Genomic DNA, 25,554 nt, shown 5'->3' on the forward strand with positions numbered 1-25,554 from the left:
GATGTTCTCCGATATCTCCATTGACGGCGTCTTCGTTCCCGGCCTGCTGGCGGTGGCACTCATCGCGCTGGCGCTGTCGATGATGGCCTCGCGGCTGTTGGCAAGCCTCGGCCTGTACCGGCTGTTCGCCTATCGCCCGCTGGTGGGCCTTTCGCTGTTCGTGATCCTGGCGGAGCTGCTGATCCAGCTCGCGCCCCTGCTTGAGAAACTGAAATGAAGCACCTGTTGAGTGTCATTGGCCGCTGGAGCGCAACGCTCTGCCTGTTCGCCGTTGCCGTGATCGCGGCGCTGTCCCTGTGGAACCGCTACGAAGCGCAGCCGTGGACGCGCGACGGCCGCGTGCGCGCCGATGTGATCCGCGTGGCGTCGGACATGGGCGGGCTGGTCACCCAGGTGCTGGTGCACGACAACCAGCGGGTGAAAGCCGGGCAGCTGTTGCTGGTGCTGGACCAGCCGCGCTACGCCGCCGCGCTGGACAAGGCCGATGCCGCAGTGAACAGCGCGCAGGCCACGCTTGCCCTTGCCCGCCGTGAATCGAAGCGGGACATCGCGCTGGGCAACCTGGTGGCTTCGGAAACGCGGGAGCGCAATGCCGCCAAGGTCGATACCGAAGTGGCCAGCCTTGCACAGGCCCGAGCGGAGAGGCGGGTGGCGCTGCTGAACGTGCAGCGCACCGAAGTGCGCGCCAGCGCCGACGGCATCGTCACCAACCTCGACCTGCACCCGGGCGATTTCCTGCAACCGGGTGCCCAGGCGCTGGCGCTGATCGACAGCGCCAGCCTCAGGGTCGAAGGCTATTTCGAAGAAACCAAGCTCAACTGCATCAACGAAGGCGATGCCGCTGTCGCCCGCCTGATGGGCGATGGCCGCGGCGTGCATGGGCATGTGGAGAGCATCGCCGCCGGCATTGCCGACGATCAGCGCGCGAGCACCCACAACCTGCTGCCATCGGTTGCGTCAACGTATACCTGGGTGCGGCTGGCGCAGCGGATACCGGTGCGCATCCACTTGGACGACGTGGCACCGGATACACGCCTGATCGTCGGCAGAACCGCCAGCGTGACCATCACGCCGCGCGCGCAGGGAGCCTGCAAGTGATCGGCACCGTATCACGCGTGGGTGTACTCGCCTGTGCGCTGTCGCTGGCCGGCTGCGTGTCCGGCCCGGACTACACGCTGCCGGCCAACGCGGTTGCCGCCGCGCCGGCAGCCCGCCGCGCATTCGTATCGAGCCACCAGGCGGCCTACGCACAGACCGAGCTGCCGGACCGCTGGTGGCAGCTGTATGACGATCCACGGCTCGATGCCTACGTCAGCGAAGCGCTGCGGGCCAATACCGATCTGCGCGCGGCCGATGCCAACCTGCGCCGCGCCACGGCGATGGTGCTGCAGTACCGGGCCGAGGGCTCGGCAAGCACCGACGCAGATGCATCGGCCACGCTGGCCCATGCCGGGGGATATACCTCACCCACCTCACCACCGCAGGTGTATGCGCTCGGCATCCACCTGGCCTACCCACTGGATCTGGCAGGTGGCATCCGCCGCGGTATCGAAGCAGCCAGCGCCGATGCAGAGGCTGTCGCTGCAGCACGTGACCAGGTGCGGGTGGTGGTCGCCGCCGCTGTCACCCGCGCTTATGTCGGCATCTGTTCGACCAACCTCACCCTGGCGGCGACGCAGCGGGTGCTCGCTACGCAGCGCGCTACGTTGGACGCCACCACCCGCTTGGCGGCCGGCGGACGCGGAACCGAGTTCGACGTCAGCCGGGCACGCGCGGCGGCCAACCGCAGTGCGGCGGCGGTGCCGCATCTGGTTGCCGAACGGCAGGCGGCCCTGTTCGCGCTGGCGGCGCTGATGGGACGCGTACCAGCCGACTATCCGCAGGACGTCGCCAACTGCCAACAACCGCCGCGCCTGCAGCAACCGGTTCCGGTCGGCGACGGTGGCCAGCTGATCCAGCGCCGCCCGGATATCCGCGCGGCCGAGCGCAGCCTCGCGGCGGCCACCGCGATGATCGGCGTGGAAACGGCAGGCCTGTACCCACAGGTGAGCATCGGCGCGTCCACCGGCACGGCAGGGTCATTCAAGCAGCTGCTGAGCAGCGACAGCGTCGGCGCGTCCATCGGACCGCTGCTGTCCTGGCGCTGGCCGAACCGGCGCGCAACCCGGGCGCGGATCGATGCGGCCGGCGCCAACGCCGATGCCACGCTGGCATCGTTCGATGGCGTGGTGCTGGACGCGCTGCGGCAGACCGAAACCGTGCTGTCGGCCTACGCACAGGAGATCGATCGCGAGCACAGCCTTTCCCTCGCCCGCGACGACGCGGCACATGCCAGCGATCAGGCCGGGCAGTTGTACCGGTTCGGCAGGATCGACTTCATCGACGTGCTGTCTGCCGAGGCCGCGCTGGCCGATGCAGAGTCCGCGCTGGCAGCATCGCGCGCGCAGCTGGGGGATCGTCAGGTGGATCTGTTCCTGGCGCTGGGTGGGGGCTGGGCGGCAGGCACAACGCCCGACGCGCTTGATCGCTGAACCGCGCTCAATCGTGAGCGGCTGGCCTGTGAAACCAGCCGCTCCCGCACTGCCATCGATGTTGCGGCCCTGGGCTTACTTCGGCATCAGCACCGAATCGACCACATGCACCACGCCGTTGGACTGCCTTACGTCGGCCGTGGTTACTGCAGACTTGCCGCCTTTGGCGTCGACCACCCAGACCTTGCCATCCTGCAGCTTCACCGTCAGCGCTTCACCCTGCACTGTTTTCAGCGTGCTGCTGCCGCCGTGGCTGCGCGCTGCTGTGGTCAGCTGGGTGGAGGTGTAGGTGCCCGGTACCACGTGATAGGTCAGGACCTGGGTCAGCTTGGCCTTGTTTTCAGGCTTCAGCAGCGTTTCCACGGTGCCTGCGGGCAGCTTGGCGAACGCCTGGTTGTCGGGAGCAAATACGGTGAAAGGACCCTTGCCGCTGAGCGTGTCAACGAGCCCGGCCGCCTTCACCGCAGTCACCAGGGTGCTCAGGTTCTGGGCGGTGGAGGCGTTTTCGACAATGGTCTTGTTCGCGTACATCGGCACGCCACCCACCATCGGGTTGTCGGCGGCAAAGGCGGCCGGGGCAGTTGCGCAGGCAACCGCGACGGTGGCGGCAAGGGTCAGGCGCTGGATCTGGGTACGCATGTTCGTGTCCTCGTTGATAGCCCAACCGGGCTGGGAAATACGCAGCGTTCGCTGCCGTCACTGCACCACCTTGCAGCCATGCGGGAATGCAGGGCATCCGTAGCAGCAGGGAAGAAGCGTTGCGTGCATGAGGGCATACGCCGCAAGCCGATGGCCGGATGCATCGCCTGGCGCTGGGGCAGTGAACGGTTCAACAAGGTGCGTGCCGCGTCGTGAGGATGTTCACAGAATCATGATGCGCTGAAGAGCGGAGAGTTGCCGCGATCGGGTCTCCAGGCGGAGGGGCGCTGCTTCAGCTTTCGCCGCTGGCCCTGAGCTGGGCACTCAACAGACGTGTCAGGGTCCTGCGTGCCAACCAGCCCTGCAGTTGCTTGGCCTTGATGGTCTTGGCCATGAGGCAGGGCGCGCCTTCCACGGTGTGGTCGATGTGGTAGCAGCGCGAGGCGCCACAGAGCTCGGCCTGGCTGGCGGTCACGATGACGACGGTCACCTCCAGGCTGGTGAAGGCGATATCCGCCTTGATGTCCGGGTTCTCAGTGCCGGCACGGTCGATGAGCGTGCGGAAGCGGCCCAGGTCGCGTTCTCCGCCGCTGCTGAGCGGCCCCACGTTGGTGGCGCGCCGGATGTCCTCCTCCTCTCCGGGGACAGCGTTGTTCCAATGTTCAGTGCGCTCGGGAATGACTGCGCGGACGACCTTGCCGCCCGGCTCGATCAGATCGATGACCACATCCAGCAGATACACCGGCTCCAACCCAAGGTTGGTCACAAAACAGTGCGCATCCAGATGCTTGCCCGCACCGGAGGTGATCAGAATGGATGGCCGTTGCTGGCGGCGGTAGCTGCGCAGGAACACGCTCAGATAGACCACCCAGATCAGCGCCGTTACGCAGGTCATGGCAGCGGTGATCAGAGGTGCAAGGTGAAGCAGATTCTGGAGCATTCCCAATGGTGTCTCACGCAGCTTCGCTGGAGAGAACATCATCGCGATTGCATCGCTCGCGGGCCGTGAAGCCTGCCGTGGCGAAGACCGCACCTCTGCGCGGTTGCCCGCTGGCGTCGGTGCCCGGCTTGGTCGACGCGTCCAACAGTCGTCGTCAGCGGGCAGAAGGACCTGACCGGCCCGGCTGCGCACCGCAGCGGCCGAGCAAAGGCCCGGCGCCGCAATGCGGTACTCGATCAGTTGGCCAGAGCGAAATCCAACCCCGCGCACACCGCCGCCACCTGGGCGTCGTTGCATTCCTGCGGATTGGTGCGCGGGCTGTCCGGGTACACCTCGGTGGTGGTGGCATACAGCGCATCGGTGAAGCCGGCACATGCACCAATGGAACGCGACTCACCCCACACCACGCCCAGCGACTGCAGCGGCATGCCCACCAGATTGCCTTCGGCGTCGGCCGGGGCAATGTGGGTGATCGGCGCCACGGCGGCGATCAGCGCCTTCTGGAATTCGTGCTGCGGGTCTTCGCTGTTGCCGATCACATAGAAGCCATCGGGAATGGTGTCGCGCTCGAACGGCTTGCCATCGCGGGCGCAGCGGGCCGGGTCGAACTCGTGCAGATCGCTGTCGGTGGTCTCGTGCAGGTCCAGGTGCACCCGGATGTTGGCCTTGCGTTCGGCCACCCAGCGCATCAGCGAGGCGGCTTCCTCGATCAGGCCGGCGTCACGGAAACTACGGTTGGGATCGATGGCATTGGGGTTCCAGCGCTGGATGCGCTCGTAGCCCCACGGGCTGATGCACGGGGCCACGATCAGGTTGAAGCGGCCCAGGTAACGCTCGGCGTGCTGCTCCAGGAACTGCAGGGCGCCATGCACGCCGCTGGTTTCGTAGCCATGCACGCCGCCGGTGACCAGCGCGGTCGGCAGGGCCGGGTTCCAGTCGTGGTTCACCACCGCAAACAGCGGGTAGTGGTCCGGGGCGTAGTCCAACTGGCCGTACTGCACCACGTCGAAGCGCTCGTCCAGCCGCTCCAGCGCGGTCACCACGTCTTCGTGGTAGCTGCGCTGCCGCTGCTGGCGGGCCCGCCACTGCGCGCGTTCGGCGTCGCCCCAGGGCTGTCCGGGGGTGCCGATCGGGTAGAACTGCGCAACGGTCATCTCAAGCTCCAGAAGTCGGGGTGCGGTGGTACAGCCGACCATTTTAAGCCTTGTGGCCCGATCGGTGCTGCCCCTCGCCCCCGCCTTCATACGGCCGGCCTCATCTGGTTGTAAAATCAACGGTTTTTGGCCCCCACCCCCTTGATGGCGAACGCAGCGCAGCCGGTCGTGGATGGACCGGACTTCCTCCGCCTGCTCGCCCGTCTCAGCGACGGCGCGATGCCGGCCTCCAGTCCCGCCCTGACCGATCGCCTCGGCCAGTGGGTGGACTGGAGCCGTGCCGTGGCCCTTGCCGGGGCGCTGGATGGCCGCCTGGCTGAACCGGCCGAGGCCGCCGAAGCGCTGGATGACCTGCTCGCCGATTGCGCCCAGGCCGAAGCGAGCCTGTTGGCTTCGCTGAGCGAGGATGCCGAGGCCGAGCGCCTGCTGGACCTGGCCGAGGCCGCCGCCGCGCCGAACTTCGCTTCGTTGCGGCAGCGCTACCGGGTGCTGCAGCAGGCCATCCAGACCGCTACCGGCCGCCTGCGCGGCCGCCTGCGCGACCAGCTGGTGCAGGCGTCACCGGAGCTGGCGCGGCTGGCCGAGGTCGATGCGGTGATGGAGCAGACCTTGAGCCCGCGCGAGCACAGCCTGCTTGCCACCGCCCCGGCGGTGCTGGGTGCCCGATTCGAACGCGTGCACGGCCAGCCCGGCTGGCGCGCGTCCTTCCGCCACGACATGCGCACGCTGCTGCTCGCCGAGCTGCAACTGCGCTTCCACCCGATCCAGGGGCTGCTTGCCGCCCTGCGCTCACACTGACCGGAACACCATGTCCAGAACTGTTTTCCACGTCCTTGTCTTCCTTGCTGGCCTGCTGGCCGTGTGCTGGATCGGCGTCGGCTATGTCTCGGTGCACCCGCTGGGTGCAGCCGTGGCAGCGATCATCGCAGCCTGCTACATCGCCGGTGGCGTGGAGCTGTACCGCTACCGCCAGGCCAGCAATGGCCTGCGCGCCGCACTGGCTGACCTTTCGCTGGCCAAGGAAAGCCTGGCACCGTGGCTGGAGCGTGTGCCGCTGGGCCTGCGCAATGCCGTGCGCCTGCGCGTGGAAGGCGAACGCACCGCCCTGCCCTCGCCGGTGCTGACGCCCTATCTGGTAGGCCTGCTGGTGCTGCTGGGCATGCTCGGCACGCTGCTGGGCATGATGGACACCCTGCGCGGCACCGGCCTGGCGCTGCAGAGCGCCACCGACATGGCGGCCATCCGCGGCTCGCTGGCCTCGCCGGTGCAGGGCCTGGCGGTGGCCTTCGGCACGTCCATCGCCGGCGTGGCCAGCTCGGCCATGCTGGGCCTGCTGTCGGCACTGCTGCGCCGCGACCGCCTGCAGGTGGTGCAGCAGCTGGACCGCGCCATCGCCACTGAGCTGCATCCGTATTCGCAAGCCTGGCAGCGTGCCGAGTCGCTGCGCCTGCTGCAGTCGCAGTCTGCGGCGCTGCCTGCGCTGATCGATCGCCTGCAGGCGATGACCAGCACCTTCGAACAGCACAGCGCGGCCGCCAATGAGCGCCTGCTGGCCGGTCAGTCCGAGTTCCTGACGCAGAGCCAGGCGTTGCAGGAACGCCTGGCCACCTCGCTGCAGCAGTCGCTGCGCGAGGGGGCCGAAGCCAGTGCTGCGGCCATTGGTGGCGCGCTGCAACCGATGGCCGAAACCACCCTGGCCGGCCTGGCCAGCCACGGCCAGGCGCTGCATTCGCGTGTCGAACAGGCCGTGCAGCAGCAGTTGAATGGTCTGGCCGAGGGCTTCGAGCGCAGCCGCGTGGCGACCGAAGCGAGCTGGGCCAAGGTAGTGGCCGAGCAGACCGGCGCGCAGCAGGCGCTGGTTGCCGAACTGCGCCAGCATCTGCAGTCCTTCAGCGAAGGCCAGAGCACGCAGGCTGAAGCCCTGGTGGCACGCATCGGCGAGCGCCTGCAGGCCGATGCCAGCAGCAACGCCGAGGCCTGGCGCGCTGCTGCCGAACAGCAGCATGCATTGAACAGTGAACTGCTCGAGCGCCAGCAGCAGGCGCTGCAGCATGCCAGCAGCCACCTGGATGACCGTGGGCAGGCGCTGCTGCAGGCACTGGATGAGCGCCACGCCGCCGGCCAGTCGCTGCTGCAGGAACACGAGCAACAGCGCCTGCAGGATTGGCAGGCCGCACAGGCCGCCACCGCCACGGCGCATGCCGAACTGCAGGCGGGCCTGGATGCACGCGAACAGCAGCGCCAGCTGCGTTGGGACGCGGCAAGTACCGAGCTGCAGCAGGCGCACGCGGCGTTGCAGGCCCAGCTGCTGGCAGGCGACGAACAGCGCCTGCAGCGCTGGAGCGATGCGTTGCAGCGCGTTTCGGCCGATCTGGCCGAGCGCCTGCAGGCCAATGGCCAGCGCCTTGCCGAACAGCAGCAGCAGGTCTGCGACACGTTGGCACAGACCGCGCAGCAGATCGGCGAGAACGGCCGTGCCCAGGCCAGCGCCACGCTGGCCGAAGTGTCCACCCTGCTGCAGACTGCGGCCGCGGCACCGAAGGCCGCCGCCGAGGTCATCAACGAACTGCGCAGCACCCTGTCCGAAAGCCTGGTGCGCGACAACAAGATGCTGGAAGAACGCGGCCACCTGCTGGCCACCGTGCAGACCCTGCTGGACGCGATCAACCACGCCTCGCACGAGCAGCGCACCGCTGTGGATGCACTGGTCGGAGGCTCGGCCGAACTGCTTGAACGCGTCGGTAACCGTTTCAGCGACCATATCGCGGCCGAGACCGGCAAGCTCGATGGCATCGCCACGTTGCTCAATGGCAGTGCCGGTGAAGTGGGCCAGCTGGCCGGCACCTTCGGTTCTGCCGTCGAGCAGTTCGGCACCGCTTCGGCAGAGCTCTCCGGGCGCCTGGAGCAGATTGGCGGTGCGCTGGATGCCTCGCTGGCGCGCAGCGATGAGCAGTTGGCGTACTACGTGGCGCAGGCGCGCGAGGTGGTCGACCTCAGCCTGCTGTCGCAGAAGCAGGTGATGGAAGAACTGCAGCAACTGGCCGCGCGCCGCGGCAAGGCCGGCAGCGCATGAGCGACGAGCTGGAGGTCGACGGCGGCTCACACGCCCCGATCTGGGCGGCATTCGGCGATCTGATGTCGGTGCTGCTGGGCGCGTTCGTGCTGATCCTGGTCGGCGTGGTCGCCGTGCAGCTGGAGCTGTCGCAGCGCCTGGACCAGGAGGTCAAGCAGCGCCAGGCCGAAGCCAAGCGCCTGCAGACGCTGGAGCAGGCGCTGGCCGGCCCGCTCGCCGCCGGCCGGGTGACGCTGGTGAATGGCCGCATCGGCATCAGCGGCAGCGTACTGTTCGCGCTGAACTCCGACCAGCTGCAGCCGGAAGGCCAGGAGCTGCTGCGCAGCCTGGCCGCGCCGCTGGCGGCCTATCTCGGCACGCGCGAAGAGATCCTGATGGTCAGCGGTTTCACCGATGACGCACCGGTGCGGGAAGGCAACCGCCGTTTTGCCGACAACTGGGAGCTGTCCGCGCAGCGCTCGCTGACGGTGACCCGTACCCTGATCGCCGACGGCGTACCGGCCGATGCGGTGTTCGCCGCCGCGTTCGGCAGCGAGCAGCCGGTCAGCTCCAATGCCAACGAAGATGGCCGCGCGCGCAACCGCCGTGTGGAGATCGCGCCGATTCCCAAGCCCAAGGCTGCTGCGCCGGGCGAGAAGAACGGCAATGGCAGCTGAGTCCTCGCCTTTGGAGGGATTGCGTGCCCTGGTGCGCGACCTCGACACCGGGTCGCGATCGCTGCTGCACTACCCGCAGGTGCCGATGCTGGACGACGTGCGCCGCGAGTGGTCCGAGCTGCGCAGCGAACTGCAGGTGCGCCGCTCGCTGCGCACCGAAGCCCCGGCCGACGGCGGCCCGCTGAACTCGGCGGTGCTGGTGCAGCGCATGCTGGACACGATGCAGGCGACCAGCCCCGGGTATCTGCGCCACTTCATCGACTATGTCGATACGCTGTCGTGGCTGCAGGCGTTGCAGGATGGTGCCGCCAGCGGCGGTGATGCAGCAAAACCCAAACGCACACGCAAGCCGCGCAACGCAGGTTGACGGATAACGGTAGTGCCGGCCGCTGGCCGGCAGCCTCATGAGCCCTCCGCGGCATCCCGCAGTTGCCGGCCAGCGGCCGGCACTACCCGCCCGTATGTCCGCAGATGAAGCTGCGGGCATTGCAGGATGCGACGCTAACGTGCACACGCAGCAACGCGGGTTGACCGATACCGGTAGTGCCGGCCGCTGGCCGGCAGCCTCATGAACCCTCCGCAGCATCCCGCAGTTGCCGGCCAGCGGCCGGCACTACCCGCGCGTGATGTCCGCAGATGACCATGTCACCAGACAGTCATCTGTCCAGTGCACCCTATTCACGTTGATCGCGCGGCGCCCAAGGCGCCCGAGACCGCATCGCATGTCTGCCCTTTCATCTGCTCGAACAGCTGCTGGCCACCGAAATCACCTGGCGCGACAACGGCTGGGCCAGCCTGCACGGCAAGTACACCGGCGAACGCTTCCAGGCCTGTACCGACCACAGGGGTTTTGGGGCTACACCGTGTTCGACCTGGCCGGTGGCTACGATCTGGGTCAGGTTGGCTTCGCCAGCAAGCTGGACTCGAGCGTGTTGGCACCCAGCGACCCACCGGGCAAGCTGCATGTGTTCCATGCGTCGGCACCCCGCCAGGTGTTCGGTACCATCGACGTCCGCTTCTGATCGCCGGCCGAGGAGTCCATTGATGTCCGTTACTGCCCTGCTGTTGGCTGCGCTTGCTGTCAGCGGCTACAACGCACCGCATGAAGCCACCGGCGCACCACCCCGCATCGTGCAGATGGCCGGCTTTACCTACGTGGACAAGGGATTGGTCGCCGCCGGTCGTTTGCCGGCCGGCACCGTAGACTTCCTCGGCGATACGCTGGGTTCGTTCTCGTCATTGGCGGTGCAGCCGGGCACGTGGCGGCGTACCGCGCATGGCTATGAAGGGGTGGTGTGGACCCTGCCCGACCGCGGGCGCAACGATCCGGAAGCCGGCCTGTTCTACGACTACGCTGGCCGCCTGGAGCGCATGCAGCTGCGCATCGACTGGCCCGCGGACAAGCCAGAGAGCTTCGGCACGCTGACGATGAAGCCGGAAAAGGGGCTGGTGCTGAAGGACTACAACGGCCAGCCATTCACCGGTGCCGACCCAGGTGATCACACCATCATCCAGCGTGACGTGGTGCTGCCCTCACCCGCCGTGGGCGCGGGGGCCGGCAAGGTCGCACTTGATGCCGAATCGCTGCAGTTCGCGGCGGACGGCCACTTCTACATCGGCGACGAGTACACCGCCAACGTCTATTACTTCAACGCACAGGGGCAGCTGCAGGGCGTGATCGTGCCGCCGCGGGCGATCCAGCCACAACGTGATGGCAAGCCTGCCTTTGGATCGTTGGCCCCGCCGCAGACCGGGCGCCGCAACAACCAGGGCGTGGAAGGCATGGGCCTGTCGCCCGACGGCACACGGCTGTTCGTTGCCCTGCAGAGCGCGCTGATGCAGGACAGCGCGGCGGGCAATGCCGCCGGCCGCATCAACACCCGCGTGCTGGTCTACGACGTGTCTGCCAACCCGACGCCGACGCAACCGGTGGGCCACCATGTGATGATCCTGCCCGCCTACGCCCACGACGGCAAAGGCAAGCTCGACCGTACCGCTGCACAGAGCGAGCTGCGTGCGCTGGACAACGAGCGTTTCCTGATGCTGGCGCGCGATGGCAATGGACTGGGCAAGGAGGGCGACGACCCGATCGTCTATAAGTCGGTGCTGCTGGTGAACGTGGCGCAGGCCTCCAATCTGGTGGATACGGCCTATGAGACCGGCACGGCATCGGTGCTGGCCGATCCCGCTGACGCCATGTTGAAGACCGGCATCGTGCCCGCCAAGGTCAATGAGGTGCTGAACCTGCTCGACCGGCCGCAGCTGGCCCGGGCCGGGCTGGACCTGGACACAGGGCGTGGCCCTCACCCGGGATTGCTGTCGGAGAAGTGGGAAGCAATGGACGTGTTGCCGGCGCTTGATCCAGAGCACCCGAACGACGTACTGCTGCTGATCGGCAACGACAACGACTTCACCGCCCGCAACTGCCGCATGCAGGGCGAGCACTGCGACAGTGCGTACGACAACGACAACCGGGTGCTGGTGTATCGGCTCACCCTGCCGTAGTGCCGGCCGCTGGCCGGCAACTTCATGAACCTCCCGACGCACCGCCTGGTTGCCGGCCAGCGGCCGGCACTACCCGACAGGAAAGTCCCGCGCGCCTGCCCCATGGTAGTGCCGGCCGCTGGCCGGCAGCCTCATGAATCTCCGGAAACACCGCCTGGTTGCCGGCCAGCGGCCGGCACTACCAGATCGACCACGCATAGGGATACTGGCCAATCTCCCTGGCCAGGCCCGCCCGAATGGGATTTCCCAGGATATACAGGGCCTGGCGATGCAACGATTCCTCTGCCCTGACCGCATGATCGAAGTACCCGGACTGCCAGACCACGCCGCGACGACCGACCAGCCGATTCAAGGCCAACGCGCTGGATGACTTGAACCGACGGGCGATGCCCGACAGCTCCGACGCACGCAGTTGCAACATCCAATGCACATGATCCGGCATCACCACCCATGCCAGTGACTGGACCAGGCCTTGTCGCTCCAGTTCCTCAAACTGGCTGGAGACGCAGCCTGCGGTAGCGCCGCATTCAAAGCGTCGGCGGCGCTGGCATGTTGTCGTGGTCAGCACATATACCTGACCGATGATGGAGCGCCGCCCGTGGCGCAGGAGATCGCTGCTCATGGCCCATCGTGGATCAGGCAGACATCGCTGGCTGTCGGAGAACAGCGCGAGATTCCATGAGGATGTTGCTGACAGTCTGCTGGGGTTGCCGGCCAGCGGCCGGCACTACCCAACGCAGAGCCCGTCACGTCCGCCCCGTGGTAGTGCCGGCCGCTGGCCGGCAACCCATGAACCCCGCCCGGCGGTGTGCCCGGCCCCGTCACCCGCGCAGCGTGGCGCCACCGTCCACATACAGGTCACTCATCGCCACGTGCCCGGCCTGCTCGGACAGCAGGAACATCACCGCCTGCGCGATGTCCTCCGGCGTGGCCAGCTTGCGCAAGGGGATGCCCGCCTTGTAGGTGGCCGGATTGCCGGCAATCACCCGTGCCGCGCCCTGCTCGTCTTCCCACATGCCGGTCTGCATCGGGGTCAGCGTGGAGCCCGGCGCAACGATGTTGCAGCGGATGCCCAGCGGCGCCAGCTCCAGGCCCAGGCAGCGGGTGAACATCGTCGCCGCCGCCTTCGAGGCGGCATAGGCGGCCATGCCATGCCGTGGCACGCCCGCCGCGTTGGAACTGACGGTCACGATGGCACCTTGCCGGCGCGGCGACATCACCCGTGCCAATGCGCGGCCGACATGGAACACACCATCGGCATTGACCGCGAACACCCTGCGCCAATCCTCGTCACGGGTGTCCACGACCTCGCCGACATGCAGCACGCCCGCCACGCTGGCCGCCAACATGATCGGTCCCACCGTGGCTTCCACCTGGTTTACCAGTGCGTCCACGGCTGCGCCGTCGGTGACATCCAGTGCGAAAGCCTGCACGCGCCCATCGTCGGTCACCAGCGCAGGTCGCTCGCGATCGGTTGCCACGACCCGGCACCCTGCGTCCAGCAGTTGCCCGACCAGCGCCGCACCGATACCGCCCGCTGCGCCGGTCACCAGCGCCACATTTCCTTCAAAACCCGTCAGCTGCATGTTGCACTCTCCTGTTGCCTGTCCCACTGCTGCAGCCGCGCCGACAACCACGGTGCCAGCTGCGCCACCGCATCGCGCCCGGTCAGTTCGGCGTGCAGGAACGGCAGCTCGATGGCATCCACCTGCAGCGCATGTGCCTTCCACAGCGCGGACTGCAACTGCGGCCGTGCCTGATGATCGCGTCCGGCCCGCACATGCGCCAGCGTTCCGACGAAGGGTCGGTGCTGGTGTTCGCGGATCAGTCGATTGGTCCCGGTCACCGCCCGTACCACGCCGTCGAGCACCACCTCGGGCAGGCTGCCCAGCGCGCTGCCGCCGCGCCGCAGGAAGGCGAGGATGCGCTCGCGATCGTCCAGTTCCGGATGCGCGTCCGGGTCATGCCCGGCGATGGCCAACAGCGCCCGCAGCGCCGCGATCGGGTCGGGCTCCGGTTCGGCACGCCAGCATTCGCTGGGATAGGCATCGAGCAGCACCAGTTCGCCGACCTCGCGGCCGATGTCATGCAGGCGCACGGCCATCGCCTGCGCGAGGATGCCCCCCACCGACCAGCCGAGCAGATGGATCGGCCCCTGTGGCTGCAGCGTGATCACCCGCTGCACATAGTCATTGGCCATGGCCTCGATGCTGCCTGGCAGCGGTTGCGTGGCATCGAGCGCGGGTGACTGAAGCCCGTACACCGCGCGCGTTGGCTGCAGCGCCCGGGCCAGTGCGCGATAGTTCCAGGCAATGCCGCCTGCCGGGTGCAGCACGAACAGGGGGGCTGCGGTTGCCTCGTCGGATGCCGACAGCGCAATCACCGGCCCCAGCGCGTGATCGGCGCGTGCGGGCGGCTCGGCGATGCGTGCCGCCAGCGCGGCTACGGTCGGCTGCGCGAACAGCGCGCCCAGGCCCAGCTCGCAACGCCAGCGCTGCTCGATGGCCAACAGCAGGTGCACGGCCGACAGGGAGTCGCCACCGATGCTGAAGAAATCCACGTCGACGGCCACCGGCGATTCGCGCCCCAGCGCCTGCGCGAACAGCCCGGCCAGTTCCTGCTCCAGCGGCGTGCGCGGCGCCCGCCCCACAACGTCCTGCTGCGGCGGTTTCGGCAGCGCAGACCGGTCCAGCTTGCCATTGGCGGTCACCGGCCACTGATCCACGCCCACGAACGCAGACGGCACCATGTAGTCCGGCACCCGCGTCAGCAGATGGCTGCGCAGCGCCGCTGCATCGAGCAGCGCCGTCGGCACATAGGCGACCAGCCGCGCCTCGCCGGGTAGATCATCGCGCAACAGTACTTCCACCCGGTCCATTCCAGGCAGCTCGCGCAACGCTGCTTCAATCTCGCCAAGTTCGATGCGCAGGCCGCGCAGCTTTACCTGATGGTCGCTGCGCCCCAGGTACTCGACAGCACCGTCGCCCCGCCAGCGTGCCACGTCGCCGGTGCGGTAGATGCGCTCACCCGGCAGGAACGGATCCGCCAGGAAGCGCTCGGCCGTCAGGTCGTCGCGGCCGAGATAGCCGCGCGCCAACTGCACACCGCCGAGGTACAGGTCACCGGCCACGCCCACCGGCACGGGCTGCATCCGTGCGTCCAGCACATACAGGCGGGTGTTCCAGACCGGGAAACCGATCGGCACCGGGCGCGAGCGGTCATCGGCCGAGGCTGGCCACCAGCTCACATCCACTGCCGCTTCGGTCGGCCCATACAGGTTGTGCAGTTCGGCATGCACCTGCGCATGGAAGCGGTCGCGCAGCGCGGCATCCAGCGCCTCGCCACTGGTGAACACGCGCCGCAGCCGCAGGTTCTGTGAGGCCGGTGCAGCCAGGAACGCATCCAGCATCGACGGTACGAAATGTGCGGTGGTGACACCATGGACGCGGATCAACCGCGCCAGCTCGGTCGGGTCGCGGTGTGCGTCCGGCCCCGCCAACACCAGCGTCGCGCCACACAGCAGTGGCAGGAAGAATTCCCAGACCGATACGTCGAACGTTGCCGGGGTCTTCTGCAGAATCCGGTCGTCGGCACCCATGCCATAGTGCTCGCGCATCCACAGCAGGCGATTGACGATGGCGCGGTGTTCGATCACCACGCCCTTGGGCTCACCGGTCGAACCGGAGGTATAGATCACATAGGCCGCATCGCCACCCATCGGGCCCGGCCAGGGTGCGGCAAAGCTTACGTCGGTCCACTGCTCCGGTGGCAGCACCGGCACATCTGAAAGACGGGATTGCACGCTGGCCTCTGCCAGCACACAGACCGGCTGCGCCGACGCCAGGATGCGCGCCAGGCGCTCCGCGGGATGGGCAAGGTCCAGTGGCAGGTACGCGCCGCCTGCACGCAGTACCGCCAGCAACGCAATCACCAGTTCCAGCGAACGCGGCAGCGCCACGGCAACGACCGTGCCCGGGCCCACGCCCAGCGAGCGCAGCTGCGCGGCCAGGGCGAAGCTGCGGGCCTCCAGCGCAGCATGGTCCAGCGTCGTATCGCCGAACACCAGCGCCGCTGCCGACGGATCGCGGTCCATGCCCTGCTGCAGCAGTTCGACCAGGGTGGTGTCAGGCAGCGCATGCGTGGTGGCATTGAAACCATGCACGACCTGCTTCGATTCTTCCGGCGTGGCCAGTGGCACCGTCGCGATGTCTTCGGCCAGCAGCGCGGCCGACACGAAATGCAGCAGCCGCCGGGCATGCGCCTTCATGTCATCCAGCCCATACAGGGCCGGGTTTGCTTCAATCTCCAGATCCAGCAGGGTCTGTCCATCGCCACGGAAGCCCAGTGTCAGGTCGTCAACCGGGCCGGTGCTCAGCACTTCCAGTGAGGCCTGCACACCTGGCAGCGCCAGCGGCTTGTAGAACGGCTGTACGTTGATCAACGGCCCATGCAGACGGTGCTGTGCACCGACCAGGCCAAGGTCACGACGCAGCTGTTCGCCACGGTAGCGCCCATGCTTGCGGCTCTGGCTGAGCTGGCGCCCGATGCGCCGGCAGAATTCCTCGACGCCGCCCTCGCCGCCCGCTACCCGCAGCGGCAGCACGTTCATCACCATCGCCGGTACCCGCGCCGCCGCGTTGCCCAGCCGCGCCATGTACGGCACGCCGAGCACGACTTCCTCGGACGCGCTCATGCGACGCACATACTCGGCGGCCAACGCGGCAAGCACATCCGGCCACGGCTGCAGCCACGATGCCGAGACCTGCAGCAGGCGCTCGCGCAAGGCGGGGTCCACCGGCTGCACCCAGCGCAGTGCATCGTCACTGGCCGCGGCGGTGCCGGCCAGGCCGGTGGAGGCCGGGGCGCCCTGCAATGCCTGCAACCACCACTGCCGGTCGACGTCGCGGCGCGCATCACTGCGGTAGCTGGCATCATCGGCCAGCACGCCCGCCAACCCTGGCAGCGCACTACCGGTGCGGCCCGCATACAGGGCGCAGACGCGGTCAGTGAACAGCGCCATGCCATAGCCATCGGTGGCCAGGTGATGCACGCGCAGGTACCAGGCCCAGCGCTGGTCACCCAGGTCGAACAGCACCTGCTGGCTCAGCCGGTCGCGGGTCGGGTCGACCGCGCTGGAGCGATCAGCCAGCATCGCCGCACGCGCCGTCTGCTGGGGATCGTCGGCCGCGGCGACATCGCGAAGCTGCAGCAATGGCACCCCCGCGGGCTCGTGCCATTGCACGGGCTGGCCGTCCTCGGCTTCGGCGAAACGCAACGCCAGCGCCTCGGCCTCGACGGCGGCCTGGTTGGCGGCAGCGGTGAACGCCGGCACATCCAGCGAACCCTCGATCCACACCGCGTGTGCGGTATTGAATGCGGGATTCTGCGGTGCCAGCCGCTGGGCAAACCACAGCCCTGCCTGCGCCTCGGTCAGCGGCAGCGGCGATCCGTTCATGCCGTCTGCGCGGCCTGCAGCTGCTGCACCACCGCCCACCACTGGCGCAGCGTAGTGTGCTCAGCCAGCTGCGCGAACTCCAGTGGCAGCCCGGTGTTGCCCCAGGCCAGCACCAGCCCCAGCATGCGCATCGAATCCAGATCCAGATCGATCAGGTTGTCATCATCGCCGATGTCCGCCGCGTGGCAATCCAGCACGCGGGCGACGTCGGCGCGCATGCGCTCCAGGGTCAAGGTTTCGGTCGTCGCGTTCATCACATTGCCTCCAGCAGCTGGTCGGTGGTCATCGGTACGCCACAGGTGCGGGCGATCCAGTGCAGCGCCTGGTCATGCTCGGCACGCGAGAAATCGGCTACGGCATCGGCAGCGATGAACGTCTCGATGTCACGCTGGAATGCCTCCACCGCCGTCGCGGTGCATCCGATATGCGCGTAGACGCCGGTGATCAGCAGCTGGTCGCGGCCGCGCACGCGCATCAGCGTTTCCAGATTGCTGCGCTGGAACGCGCTGTAGCGGTGCTTGACCAGCACATGCTCGCCCGGCTGCGGCGCGAGTGCGTCGATGATCGGCTCGTGGTCGGCACGCCGGCCCATGCCCGGGCCCCACAGGTCTGCCTGCAGGCCGCGGTCGCGGCGGTCCTGGTCGCCGTGCTGGGCGGTGTAGAACACCGGAATGCCGTGCCTACGGCAATGTCCCAGCAGGCGCGCGATGTTGTCCACCGCCGGCTGCAGCGGCGCGTTGCCGGCGTCGAATGCGGCGAGGAAATAGCGCTGCATGTCGTGTACCAGCAAGGCAACACGATCACGCCGGGGGCGCCAGGCGCCTCGCGCCTGCGGCAGTTCCGCAGCGGTCGGCAGGGAATACGGGGTAATGCGGGGCAGCGCCATCAGCGCGTTCCTCCTGTCTGTTGCAGATGACGCGCGCGCAGCTGCGCGCGCAGTTCGCGGCGGCTGATCTTGCCAACCGCCGTAGTGTCGAAACTGTCCACGAAAACAATCTGATCGGGCACCTTGAACGCGGCCAGGCCACGCCCGCGCATCCACGCCTTCAGCGCCGGCGCCTTGATGGCCTCGCCCTGCCGGATCACGAAGGCACAGCTGCGCTCGCCCAGGTAGTCGTCAGGAATGGAGACCACGGCGGCGTCGAATACGCCGGGATGGGCCAGCAGATGGTCTTCGATCTCCTCGGCGGAGATCTTCTCGCCCGCCCGGTTGATGTGGTCGCCGGCACGGCCCTGCACCACCAGATAGCCGCCGGGCAGCTGCTGCACGCGGTCGCCGGTGCGGTAGAAGCCGTCGTCGGTGAACGAGCGCGCGTTGGCCGCCGCGTCATTGTGGTAACTGCGGATGGTGTACGGACCGCGCGTGAGCAGATGACCAACCTCGCCTTCGGCAACGGGCTGGTCGTGGTCGTCGACCACGCGCACTTCATCATCCTCGCTGATCGGCCTGCCCTGGCAAGCGACAATCAGCTCCTGCGGGTCATCCAGCCGGGTGTAGTTGACCAGGCCTTCGGCCATGCCGAACACCTGCTGCAACGTGCAACCGAGGCCATCGATGACCCGCCGCGCGGCTTCCGGCACCAGCTTCGCTCCCCCGACCTGCAGCACCCGCAGGCTGGACAGATCGTGCCTGCTGGTCGCCGCCGCCTGCGCCCACAGCAGCGCCAGGGGCGGCACCAGACCACAGCAGGTCACCTTCTCGCGCGCGATCAACGGAAATGCCGCATCCGGGCCAGGGCCCGGGCTGAGCACCACGCGGGCGCCGGCGTACAGCGCACCGAAGAAACCCGGCGAGCTCATCGGGAAGTTGTGTGCTGCCGGCAGCGCAATCAGGTACACGCTGTCGCGGTCGATGCCACAGATTTCGTTGCTGGCGCGGAACGAGTAGATGTAATCGTCGTGCGTGCGCGGAATGAGCTTTGACAGCCCGGTGCTGCCACCGGAGATCTGCAGGAACGCCACCGACTGCGGATCAGGATCGGCCGGCAGCTGGCTGCGATCGCCCTGCAGCGATTCCAGCGCGACGAACTCGGCCGCATCGCCGTCGATCAGTACGTGGCGTACCGCCGGCACTTCCGCCTGCAGCGCGCGCGCCAGGACACGATGATCGAAGCCTTCATGGACATCGGTACTGATGTAGGCACTGGCCTCGGCCTTGCGCGCAAAGTGGGCCAGCTCGGTGATGCGATGTGCCGGCAGCGCGTACACCGGCACCAGCCCGGCGCGGAACAGGCCACAGACCGTTGCGATGAAACCGGCCGTATTGCCCAGCTGCACCAGCACGCGCTCGCCGGGTTGCAGGCCCAGCGCCAGCAGCCCGGCGCCGATGCGCCCGGCTTCATGCCAGAGCTGCGCATAGCTCAGGCGCACATCGCCAGCCACCACCGCAATGTCATCGGCATGGCGCTCGGCGCGTTCGCGCAGGAAACCCGGGAAGGTTTCGCCACGCCAATGACCTGCGGCCCGATAGCGCGCGACCAGCGCTTCAGGCCATTGCTGCTGCAGCGGCAGGCGCGAATCAACGGTGGACGGCGTCATGCGGATACCTCGATCAGGGACAGCGGGTCCTGCACACCCAATGCGTTGAGCAGGGCAGCAAACTTGGCGGCGGTTTCGGCCACTTCGGCCTCGGGCTGCGAGTCGGCGACGATGCCGGCGCCGGCATACAGGCGCAGCTGGGTGCCCTGCAGGCGCGCGCAGCGGATCGCCACATACCAGTCGCCGTCCCCCTGTGCATCCAGCCAGCCCACCGCGCCGGCATAGAAGCCGCGCGGCACCGGTTCCAGCGCACGGATGCGCTGCAGTGCCTGCAGCCGCGGGGTACCGCAGACGGCCGGGGTGGGATGCAGCTCGGCCAGCAGGGTCGCCGCCGACGTAGCATCGTCCTTCAGCGTGGCGTGGATGCGCGTACCCAGATGCCACATGCTGGCGGTGGCGTGCAGCACCGGGCGCGGCTGCGCTTCGATGTGGCTGCACCAGGGCGAGAGGCCATCGACAATGGCGTCGACCACATGCCGGTGTTCGTCATGATCCTTCGCCGATGCCAGCAACGCCTGCGCGGCGCGCTCGTCCGCAACCGGATCGGCACTGCGCCTGGCCGAACCGGCCAGCGGATGCGACAGCACCTGCGCACCGCGTTTGCGCAGCAGCAGCTCCGGTGTCGCCCCCACCAGCCATGCCGGCGCCTGGCCAACGTCCACCGGCAGCGGCACGGCGTAGGTCGCCACCGAAGGATCGGTGCCGAGGCGGGCCAGCAGCATTTCCGGTGACAGCGCCTGCTGCGTGTGCGCCAACAGGCTGCGCGCCAGTACCACCTTGTGCAGCTCCGGGTCCGGCGCGCGCATCGCGCTGACCGCGTCGGCCACGGCCGCTGCATACGCCTGCGCCGAGGGCTCGGCAGTCAGCGCTCCGGACAGCGTCGGCGCCGCCTGCGACTGCACGGGCAACGCCGGCAGCAGGCGCTCGGGCTGGTACAACGCATCATCGGCGCGCGGCTCGAACGGCACCGCGCCGACCAGCAGGCCCGGCCCACCGCGCTGCTGCGCGAAGAACGTCGCCACGCGCTCGGCCAGCGTCGCCAGCGCACCGGTCGGCAAGGGTGCGCGGCAGCCGCGCGCGTGCATCTGCTGATCGGCCTGCCGCAGCAGGAACAGCGACGCTTCGGCGGTGGGCTCGGGCAGCAACCACGCAGCCTCCGGCCACGCGCCCTGCATCAGGGAATCGTTCATGGGGTCTCCTTCATCCGATACGCTGCTGCCAGCACGCACAGCACCAGCAGCAGCACGCCGACCAGCAGGTAAGGCAGGCTGGCGCCGCCGCGATACAACAGGGTGCCGAGCATCGGCCCGGCCACCATGCCCAGCCCCTGCGTCGCCGCGACGGTGCCGGCCGCCGCGCCCTGTTCGTGCGCCTGCACCGCATCGGCGGCCAACGCCTGGAACGAGGGGAACACGAAGCCCATGCCGAACGCTGCAAGCGCGTAGGCCGCCGGCAACTGCCAGGTCTGCTGGACCGCCGCCACCGACGCAAAGCCGATGCCTGCGATCAGTGCGCCGAGGATGATCCAGCGCCGGGGATGCACCTCCAGTTTCATCACCAGCCCCTGCGCGAGGATCAGGCCCACGCCGACTGCAGTCAGTGCGATGCCGGCCATGCGCGCACCTTCGGCTGCATCCAGGCCGAAACGATCAATGGCGAAGAAGCCGACCGTGACCTGGGCGATGGTCACCGACACCATCGCCACGAACGCGGCCATCTGCGGCAGGCGCAGCCGCGGGTCGAGGCGCGACAGCGGTACGCGGTTACGGCTGTGTGCGGCGGCCACCGGCGGCGTGGCCGGCAGGCGCCAGGCCAGCAGGCCCAGCGCGAGCAGCGGCAACAGCGCAGCCACATACAGCGCCAGCGGCAGGTTCTTGTAGGCAAGCCATCCGGCAGCAGCCGGACCCAGCACCATTCCCAGCGCGTTGGCGCTGCCAAGACGGGCGAGGAATTTCGCACGTTGGCCGGTGGGTGCCTTGTCGGCGATCAGCGCGGCAGCGGTTGGCGGCACAGCCGCGTAGAACAGGCCGATCAGGCCCCGCGCACCGACCAGCACCAGCACCGAGACCAGCACCGGCGGTATCGTCTGCAGCGCGACATCGATGAACACCGCCAGCGCGATGTAGACCACGGTGTAGGCACTCATCGCCAGCATCAGCACGCGCTTGCGGCCGATGCGGTCGCTGAGCTGGCCCCAGGGGCGAGCGGCCAGCATCCACAACACGCCTGCAGCGGTCACCGATAGACCGGCATGCCATTCGGACAGGCCCAGCAGGCGGACCACCGGGCCGATGACGGCGACGAAGGACATCATCGCCATGGTGCCGATCAGGGCAGCCAACACCAGCGCCGGCAAGCCGGGAACCACGGGACGTGCATGCATGGAACACCAACCGTAACCAAGGAGGGAACGCCGGGCGCATCCGCACCCCGCGCGACGTCGCCCTGTCAGGCGGCGACGCCATCCTTAAATGATAACGGCTCGCATTTGCATTTGATACCCATTCGCTTAACGGGCACGCACCTGCGGGTGCATCACTGCCCTGCGCGCACCGACAGCAGGCCGCGACGCTTGAACCACCACTCCAGCGGCAGGGTCACCAGCGGCGGAATCGCAGCCAGCAAGGCCAGCCCCGTTGCCCACCATGGCCAGCGCAGGCGCAGCGCCGCAAACAGAGTCACCGCCACGTAGACCAGGAACGCCACGCCATGCAGCGGCCCGAACAGCTTCACCAGCGCCACGTTGGCCTGCGGGCCGTACTTGAGCCACATGCCGGCCAGCAGACCGGCCCAGGTGATGGCCTCGATGAAGGCGACGACGGCGAAAAGGCGCCCGGTCGGGTGCAGCGGGTTACGGTGGGTCACGCAGGGCTCCAGCGCTGGATATCAAATGCGAATGATACGCAGATGCGAACATGCCGGATACCTGCGGCGTGTCCACCAAGGTGGACACCTACCGAAGCATATCGGGCAGGACGTGCTCGCCGATCTCGCCCAGTACGTCGTCCACCGGCCGGCCGTTGTCCACCAGGTTGAACATCACATGCGCCACACCCTGCGCGTGTACGCGTTGCAGGTACGCGAGCAGGCCATCGCGGCCCACCTTCAGGCCCAGCGGCAGCGGCTCCGCCGGCGCAGTTGGATCGGCCTGCAGGTCCAGCAGCATCGACTGCACGAATGGCTTGGGCGCGCCGCCGCTCTGGGCCAGCGCCTGCTGCCACAGACCGATGCGCCCTTCCTGCGCGGTCTCTTCGCGATGATAGGTCGCCCAGCCTTCGGCCTCGCGTGCGATCCACTGCAGGCTCTGCCGCGCAGTACCGACCACCAGCATCGGAATGCGCCTTGCCGGCGCGGGAAGTACGTCGTATCCACCGGTTGCCTGCAACACCGGCGCGCGCTCGGAGGGTTCGGGGGACAGCGCCGCACGCAGCAGCGACCAGCGCTCGCGGAAGGTGCCCGCCCTGCCCTGTAGATCTTCGCCGAAGGCCGCGAACTCTTCTGGTCGATCACCCGAGCCCAGCCCCAGCACGAAGCGTCCACCGCTGATCCGGTCCAGCGTCAGCGCCGATTTCGCCACCTGCAGCGGTTGCCGCAACGGCAGCACGATGGCCGCAGTGCCGATCGCGATGCGCTCGGTCGCCGCGGCCAGCATCCCCAGCCACAGGAACGGATCATCCAACGCACTGGCGGTTGCATCCGGCCCCTGCGGCACCATCAACGGCACATCGCGGGTCCACAACGCGGCAAAACCCAGATCGTCGGCCAGCCGCGCGACGCGGCGCGCCTCATGCGGATCGGCCAGGCCATGTGCGGCCACCGGCGTCATCAGGCCAAGGCTCAAGCCCTGCTCTGGAAACAGACGTGCATGGGCAGGATTGAAATCAGTCATGCCGCCAGCTTAGCGTGGGGCATTGATGGCGTCCCACAACAGGAAGTACAGCGCATGCCCAAGATCCGTCCCGCCCACGTCGATGACCTGCCCGCGATCAGCGCGGTGTGCATGGCCGCCTTCACTGCAGCCGTTGCGCCCATGCTTACCGCCGAGGGCATCGCCACCTTCGGCAACGTGGCCGCAGCCAGCGCGTTCGCCGAGCGCCTGCAGGGCGACAACCACATCCTGGTGGCCGAACAGGAGGGCCGTGTGGTCGGCGTGGTGGAACTGAAGGCGGGCCAGCACCTGGCGATGCTGTTCGTCGCGCCGGAGCTGCAGGGGCAAGGCATCGGTCGTGCCCTGCTGCAGGCGGTGCTGCCGCAGGTACGCGGCCCGCAGATGACCGTGCGCGCCTCGCTCAACGCGGTGCCGGCCTACGAACACTATGGGTTCGTGTTGGATGGCGACGTCGGCGAGTACCACGGCCTGATCTACCAGCCGTTGGTGTTGGCGGTGCCCGCTGAGGTGGCTGCGCCCCCTAGTCCGCACTGATACCCCGCCCACATGCCGTGCTGCGCGTGCGACATAAGCAAACTGCATCAGCCAGCACCCCGACCGTTCCTACAATGGCCCACCACCCTGTCCTTCGAGATGCTGCCGATGCGCGTCGCGCTTTCCCTGTTGCTGTTGGCCTCGGCCCTGAGCGCCTGCTCCCCCGCGTCCGCGCCGGTACCGACGGCGAAGGCGGCATCGACCGCCCCGGCCTCCGCCATCGCCTGGCGCCAGGGCGATGTGGATGATGCGTTCAACGAAGCCGCCGAGAGTGGCAAGCCGGTGCTGCTGTACTGGGGCGCGGTGTGGTGCCCGCCGTGCAACCAGCTCAAGGCGGGGCTGTTCAAGGATCCTGCCTTCATCGCACTGACCGGCAAATTCGTGCCGGTCTACCTGGACGGCGACGAAGAAGGCGCGCAGGCATGGGGCGAACGCTTCGGCGTGCGCGGCTATCCAACCCTGATCGTGCTCGACCCGCAGCGCAACGAAATCACCCGCGTGGCCGGCGGCAACGACGCGGCCGAACTGACCCGGGCCCTGACCGTCGCCGCCAGCCGCCGCAGCGCTGTCGCCGAAACACTTGCGACCGCGCTGGCGACGCCGGCCACGCTCGGCGCCGAAGACTGGCAGGTGTTGGGCGATTACGGCTGGGAGGTGGATGCCAACCGCCTGGCTGGCAAGCGCAGCGCCCAGGACGTGCTGCAGCAGCTGGCCAAGGCCGCACCCGAGCCTGGGCTGCAGCGTCGCTTCGCGCTGCTCGCGTTGGCTACCGCCGAGAAGCCGACGGCAGCGCCCACCCAGGTACGCGAACTGTTGCAGGCGGTGCTGGCACAACCGGCGGAGGTACGTCGCAACCGCGAACTGCTGGGGTATGCCGGCGCCGGGCTGGTCAAGCAGGCCAGCGCTGGTCCGGCCAGCAGCAATGCCCTCGGCCAGCAGTTGCTGGTCGCGCTGGAACGTGCCGACGCCGCGCGTGGTGATCGCGCAGACGATGCCTTGTCACGTGTGTTGACCGAGTTGGCGCTGGCACGCCAGCAGCAGCCTGAAGGCGCGCTGCCGGCAGCATTGGTGCAGCGCGTAAAGCAGCGCGTGGCCGCCGCCGATGCCGCAGCCACCGATGCACACGCGCGCCAGGCCACCATCAGCAGTGCCGTCTACGCGCTGCGTCAGGTCGATGATGATGCAGGCGCCGAGGCCTTGCTGCTGGCAGAGCTGAAGCGCAGCGAGCAGCCTTATTACTACATGCCGGAGCTGGCCGAGCTGGCCGAGCAGCGTGGTGATACCGCCGGCGCCCTGGAATGGCTGAAGCGTGCCTATGAAGGCGCGCAGGGCCCTGCCACGCGCGTGCAGTGGGGCGTGCTGTACGTGGAAGGCCTGCTACGGCTGGCGCCCGATGATGCACCGCGTATCGAGCAGGCCACCGAGGCCTTGATCGCCGAGCTGGACAAGCAGCCGTCCGGCTACCACCAGCGCACGCGCCAGCGCTTCGAACGGCTGGCCGGGCAACTGCAGGCGTGGAGCGCCAAGCACAAGGGTGCGGACACGCTGGCGCGGCTGCAGCAGCGGATGCAGGCGGCCTGTGGTGAGCAGGTTGATAGCGGTTGCAGGGAATGGTTGAGCTGACGCCAGACGCAGGATTC

24 protein-coding genes are annotated in these 25,554 nt (G+C 68.2%); 11 read left to right on the plus strand and 13 right to left on the minus strand.

Annotated features, from left to right (window positions below; translation table 11 throughout):
- Position 1 precedes the first annotated feature (1 nt).
- Genes LMF57_RS11180 through LMF57_RS11190 form a run of 3 tightly spaced genes read left to right on the plus strand, consistent with a single transcriptional unit; the run spans position 2 to position 2,531 of the window.
- Complete coding sequence (locus tag LMF57_RS11180; protein WP_025874327.1) at positions 2–217, plus strand: DUF1656 domain-containing protein; 216 nt, start codon at positions 2–4, stop codon at positions 215–217.
- The gene (locus tag LMF57_RS11185; protein WP_208083355.1) at positions 214–1,098 is read left to right on the plus strand and encodes a biotin/lipoyl-binding protein; all 885 of its coding nucleotides are present in this window, start codon (positions 214–216) and stop codon (positions 1,096–1,098) included. The genes LMF57_RS11180 and LMF57_RS11185 overlap by 4 nt, the downstream gene beginning before the upstream one ends.
- The gene (locus LMF57_RS11190) at positions 1,095–2,531 is read left to right on the plus strand and encodes an efflux transporter outer membrane subunit (protein WP_229289858.1); all 1,437 of its coding nucleotides are present in this window, start codon (positions 1,095–1,097) and stop codon (positions 2,529–2,531) included. The genes LMF57_RS11185 and LMF57_RS11190 overlap by 4 nt, the downstream gene beginning before the upstream one ends.
- A gap of 75 nt (positions 2,532–2,606) precedes the next feature.
- Here LMF57_RS11190 and LMF57_RS11195 read toward each other — a convergent pair whose 3' ends face one another.
- From LMF57_RS11195 to LMF57_RS11205, 3 genes are all read right to left on the minus strand, one after another.
- Complete coding sequence (locus LMF57_RS11195; protein ID WP_099844329.1) at positions 2,607–3,170, minus strand: fasciclin domain-containing protein; 564 nt, start codon at positions 3,168–3,170, stop codon at positions 2,607–2,609.
- A gap of 292 nt (positions 3,171–3,462) precedes the next feature.
- Entirely contained in the window at positions 3,463–4,152 is a 690-nt protein-coding gene (locus tag LMF57_RS11200) for a hypothetical protein (protein WP_208083356.1), read from the minus strand.
- 194 nt (positions 4,153–4,346) lie between these two features.
- Positions 4,347–5,264: a M14 family metallocarboxypeptidase gene (locus tag LMF57_RS11205; RefSeq protein ID WP_099784425.1), complete on the minus strand. Its 918-nt coding sequence runs from the start codon at positions 5,262–5,264 to the stop codon at positions 4,347–4,349.
- Positions 5,265–5,408: 144 nt separating this feature from the next.
- Here LMF57_RS11205 and LMF57_RS11210 point away from each other — a divergent pair, with 144 nt between their 5' ends.
- From LMF57_RS11210 to LMF57_RS11235, 6 genes are all read left to right on the plus strand, one after another.
- Positions 5,409–6,062: a DUF3348 family protein gene (locus tag LMF57_RS11210; RefSeq protein ID WP_032975341.1), complete on the plus strand. Its 654-nt coding sequence runs from the start codon at positions 5,409–5,411 to the stop codon at positions 6,060–6,062.
- 10 nt (positions 6,063–6,072) lie between these two features.
- Positions 6,073–8,337: a DUF802 domain-containing protein gene (locus LMF57_RS11215; RefSeq protein WP_208083357.1), complete on the plus strand. Its 2,265-nt coding sequence runs from the start codon at positions 6,073–6,075 to the stop codon at positions 8,335–8,337.
- The gene (locus LMF57_RS11220) at positions 8,334–8,993 is read left to right on the plus strand and encodes an OmpA family protein (RefSeq protein WP_025874313.1); all 660 of its coding nucleotides are present in this window, start codon (positions 8,334–8,336) and stop codon (positions 8,991–8,993) included. The genes LMF57_RS11215 and LMF57_RS11220 overlap by 4 nt, the downstream gene beginning before the upstream one ends.
- Positions 8,983–9,360 carry a DUF2894 domain-containing protein gene (locus tag LMF57_RS11225; RefSeq protein WP_033831301.1) on the plus strand — a complete coding sequence of 126 codons (378 nt, stop codon included), beginning with the start codon at positions 8,983–8,985 and terminating at the stop codon, positions 9,358–9,360. The genes LMF57_RS11220 and LMF57_RS11225 overlap by 11 nt, the downstream gene beginning before the upstream one ends.
- Positions 9,361–9,856: 496 nt before the next feature.
- Positions 9,857–10,015 (plus strand): hypothetical protein, encoded by a 159-nt coding sequence (locus LMF57_RS11230; RefSeq protein ID WP_229289859.1) that lies wholly within the window; start codon positions 9,857–9,859, stop codon positions 10,013–10,015.
- Between the two features lie 22 nt (positions 10,016–10,037).
- A complete protein-coding gene (locus tag LMF57_RS11235; RefSeq protein ID WP_208082572.1) occupies positions 10,038–11,498 on the plus strand; it encodes an esterase-like activity of phytase family protein in 1,461 nt (486 codons plus the stop codon).
- Positions 11,499–11,676: 178 nt separating this feature from the next.
- On the opposite strand, the gene LMF57_RS11240 is transcribed toward LMF57_RS11235, so the two are convergent.
- The 10 genes from LMF57_RS11240 to LMF57_RS11285 form a co-directional block, all read right to left on the minus strand.
- The gene (locus LMF57_RS11240) at positions 11,677–12,120 is read right to left on the minus strand and encodes a transposase (RefSeq protein ID WP_025878591.1); all 444 of its coding nucleotides are present in this window, start codon (positions 12,118–12,120) and stop codon (positions 11,677–11,679) included.
- A gap of 199 nt (positions 12,121–12,319) precedes the next feature.
- Complete coding sequence (locus tag LMF57_RS11245; RefSeq protein ID WP_117310576.1) at positions 12,320–13,084, minus strand: 2,3-dihydro-2,3-dihydroxybenzoate dehydrogenase; 765 nt, start codon at positions 13,082–13,084, stop codon at positions 12,320–12,322.
- The gene (locus tag LMF57_RS11250; RefSeq protein ID WP_208081492.1) at positions 13,075–16,953 is read right to left on the minus strand and encodes a non-ribosomal peptide synthetase; all 3,879 of its coding nucleotides are present in this window, start codon (positions 16,951–16,953) and stop codon (positions 13,075–13,077) included. Before LMF57_RS11250 ends, LMF57_RS11245 begins: the two co-directional genes overlap by 10 nt.
- Positions 16,950–17,207: a phosphopantetheine-binding protein gene (locus tag LMF57_RS11255; protein ID WP_088100136.1), complete on the minus strand. Its 258-nt coding sequence runs from the start codon at positions 17,205–17,207 to the stop codon at positions 16,950–16,952. The genes LMF57_RS11250 and LMF57_RS11255 overlap by 4 nt, the downstream gene beginning before the upstream one ends.
- Positions 17,207–17,839: an isochorismatase family protein gene (locus LMF57_RS11260; RefSeq protein ID WP_208081493.1), complete on the minus strand. Its 633-nt coding sequence runs from the start codon at positions 17,837–17,839 to the stop codon at positions 17,207–17,209. Before LMF57_RS11260 ends, LMF57_RS11255 begins: the two co-directional genes overlap by 1 nt.
- On the minus strand, positions 17,839–19,491 hold the full coding sequence (locus LMF57_RS11265; RefSeq protein ID WP_208081494.1) for an AMP-binding protein: 1,653 nt from the start codon (positions 19,489–19,491) through the stop codon (positions 17,839–17,841). Before LMF57_RS11265 ends, LMF57_RS11260 begins: the two co-directional genes overlap by 1 nt.
- On the minus strand, positions 19,488–20,681 hold the full coding sequence (locus LMF57_RS11270) for an isochorismate synthase (RefSeq protein ID WP_208081495.1): 1,194 nt from the start codon (positions 20,679–20,681) through the stop codon (positions 19,488–19,490). The genes LMF57_RS11265 and LMF57_RS11270 overlap by 4 nt, the downstream gene beginning before the upstream one ends.
- Positions 20,678–21,874, minus strand: a complete 1,197-nt coding sequence (locus LMF57_RS11275) for an MFS transporter (RefSeq protein WP_208081496.1) — start codon at positions 21,872–21,874, stop codon at positions 20,678–20,680. Before LMF57_RS11275 ends, LMF57_RS11270 begins: the two co-directional genes overlap by 4 nt.
- Positions 21,875–22,026: 152 nt before the next feature.
- The gene (locus tag LMF57_RS11280; protein ID WP_223485807.1) at positions 22,027–22,356 is read right to left on the minus strand and encodes a DUF3817 domain-containing protein; all 330 of its coding nucleotides are present in this window, start codon (positions 22,354–22,356) and stop codon (positions 22,027–22,029) included.
- Between the two features lie 88 nt (positions 22,357–22,444).
- Positions 22,445–23,380, minus strand: coding sequence for a TIGR03571 family LLM class oxidoreductase (locus LMF57_RS11285; protein ID WP_208081497.1), 936 nt, complete (start codon positions 23,378–23,380; stop codon positions 22,445–22,447).
- A 54-nt stretch (positions 23,381–23,434) separates the two neighbouring features.
- Between LMF57_RS11285 and LMF57_RS11290 the strand changes: the two genes are divergently transcribed.
- Positions 23,435–23,914, plus strand: a complete 480-nt coding sequence (locus tag LMF57_RS11290) for a GNAT family N-acetyltransferase (RefSeq protein WP_208081498.1) — start codon at positions 23,435–23,437, stop codon at positions 23,912–23,914.
- Between the two features lie 99 nt (positions 23,915–24,013).
- On the plus strand, positions 24,014–25,537 hold the full coding sequence (locus LMF57_RS11295; RefSeq protein WP_208081499.1) for a thioredoxin family protein: 1,524 nt from the start codon (positions 24,014–24,016) through the stop codon (positions 25,535–25,537).
- Positions 25,538–25,554: the final 17 nt, after the last annotated feature.

It is taken from the genome of Stenotrophomonas sp. SI-NJAU-1 (genome assembly GCF_020883215.1).
In the GTDB taxonomy this organism is placed as follows: Bacteria; Pseudomonadota; Gammaproteobacteria; order Xanthomonadales; family Xanthomonadaceae; genus Stenotrophomonas; species Stenotrophomonas indicatrix.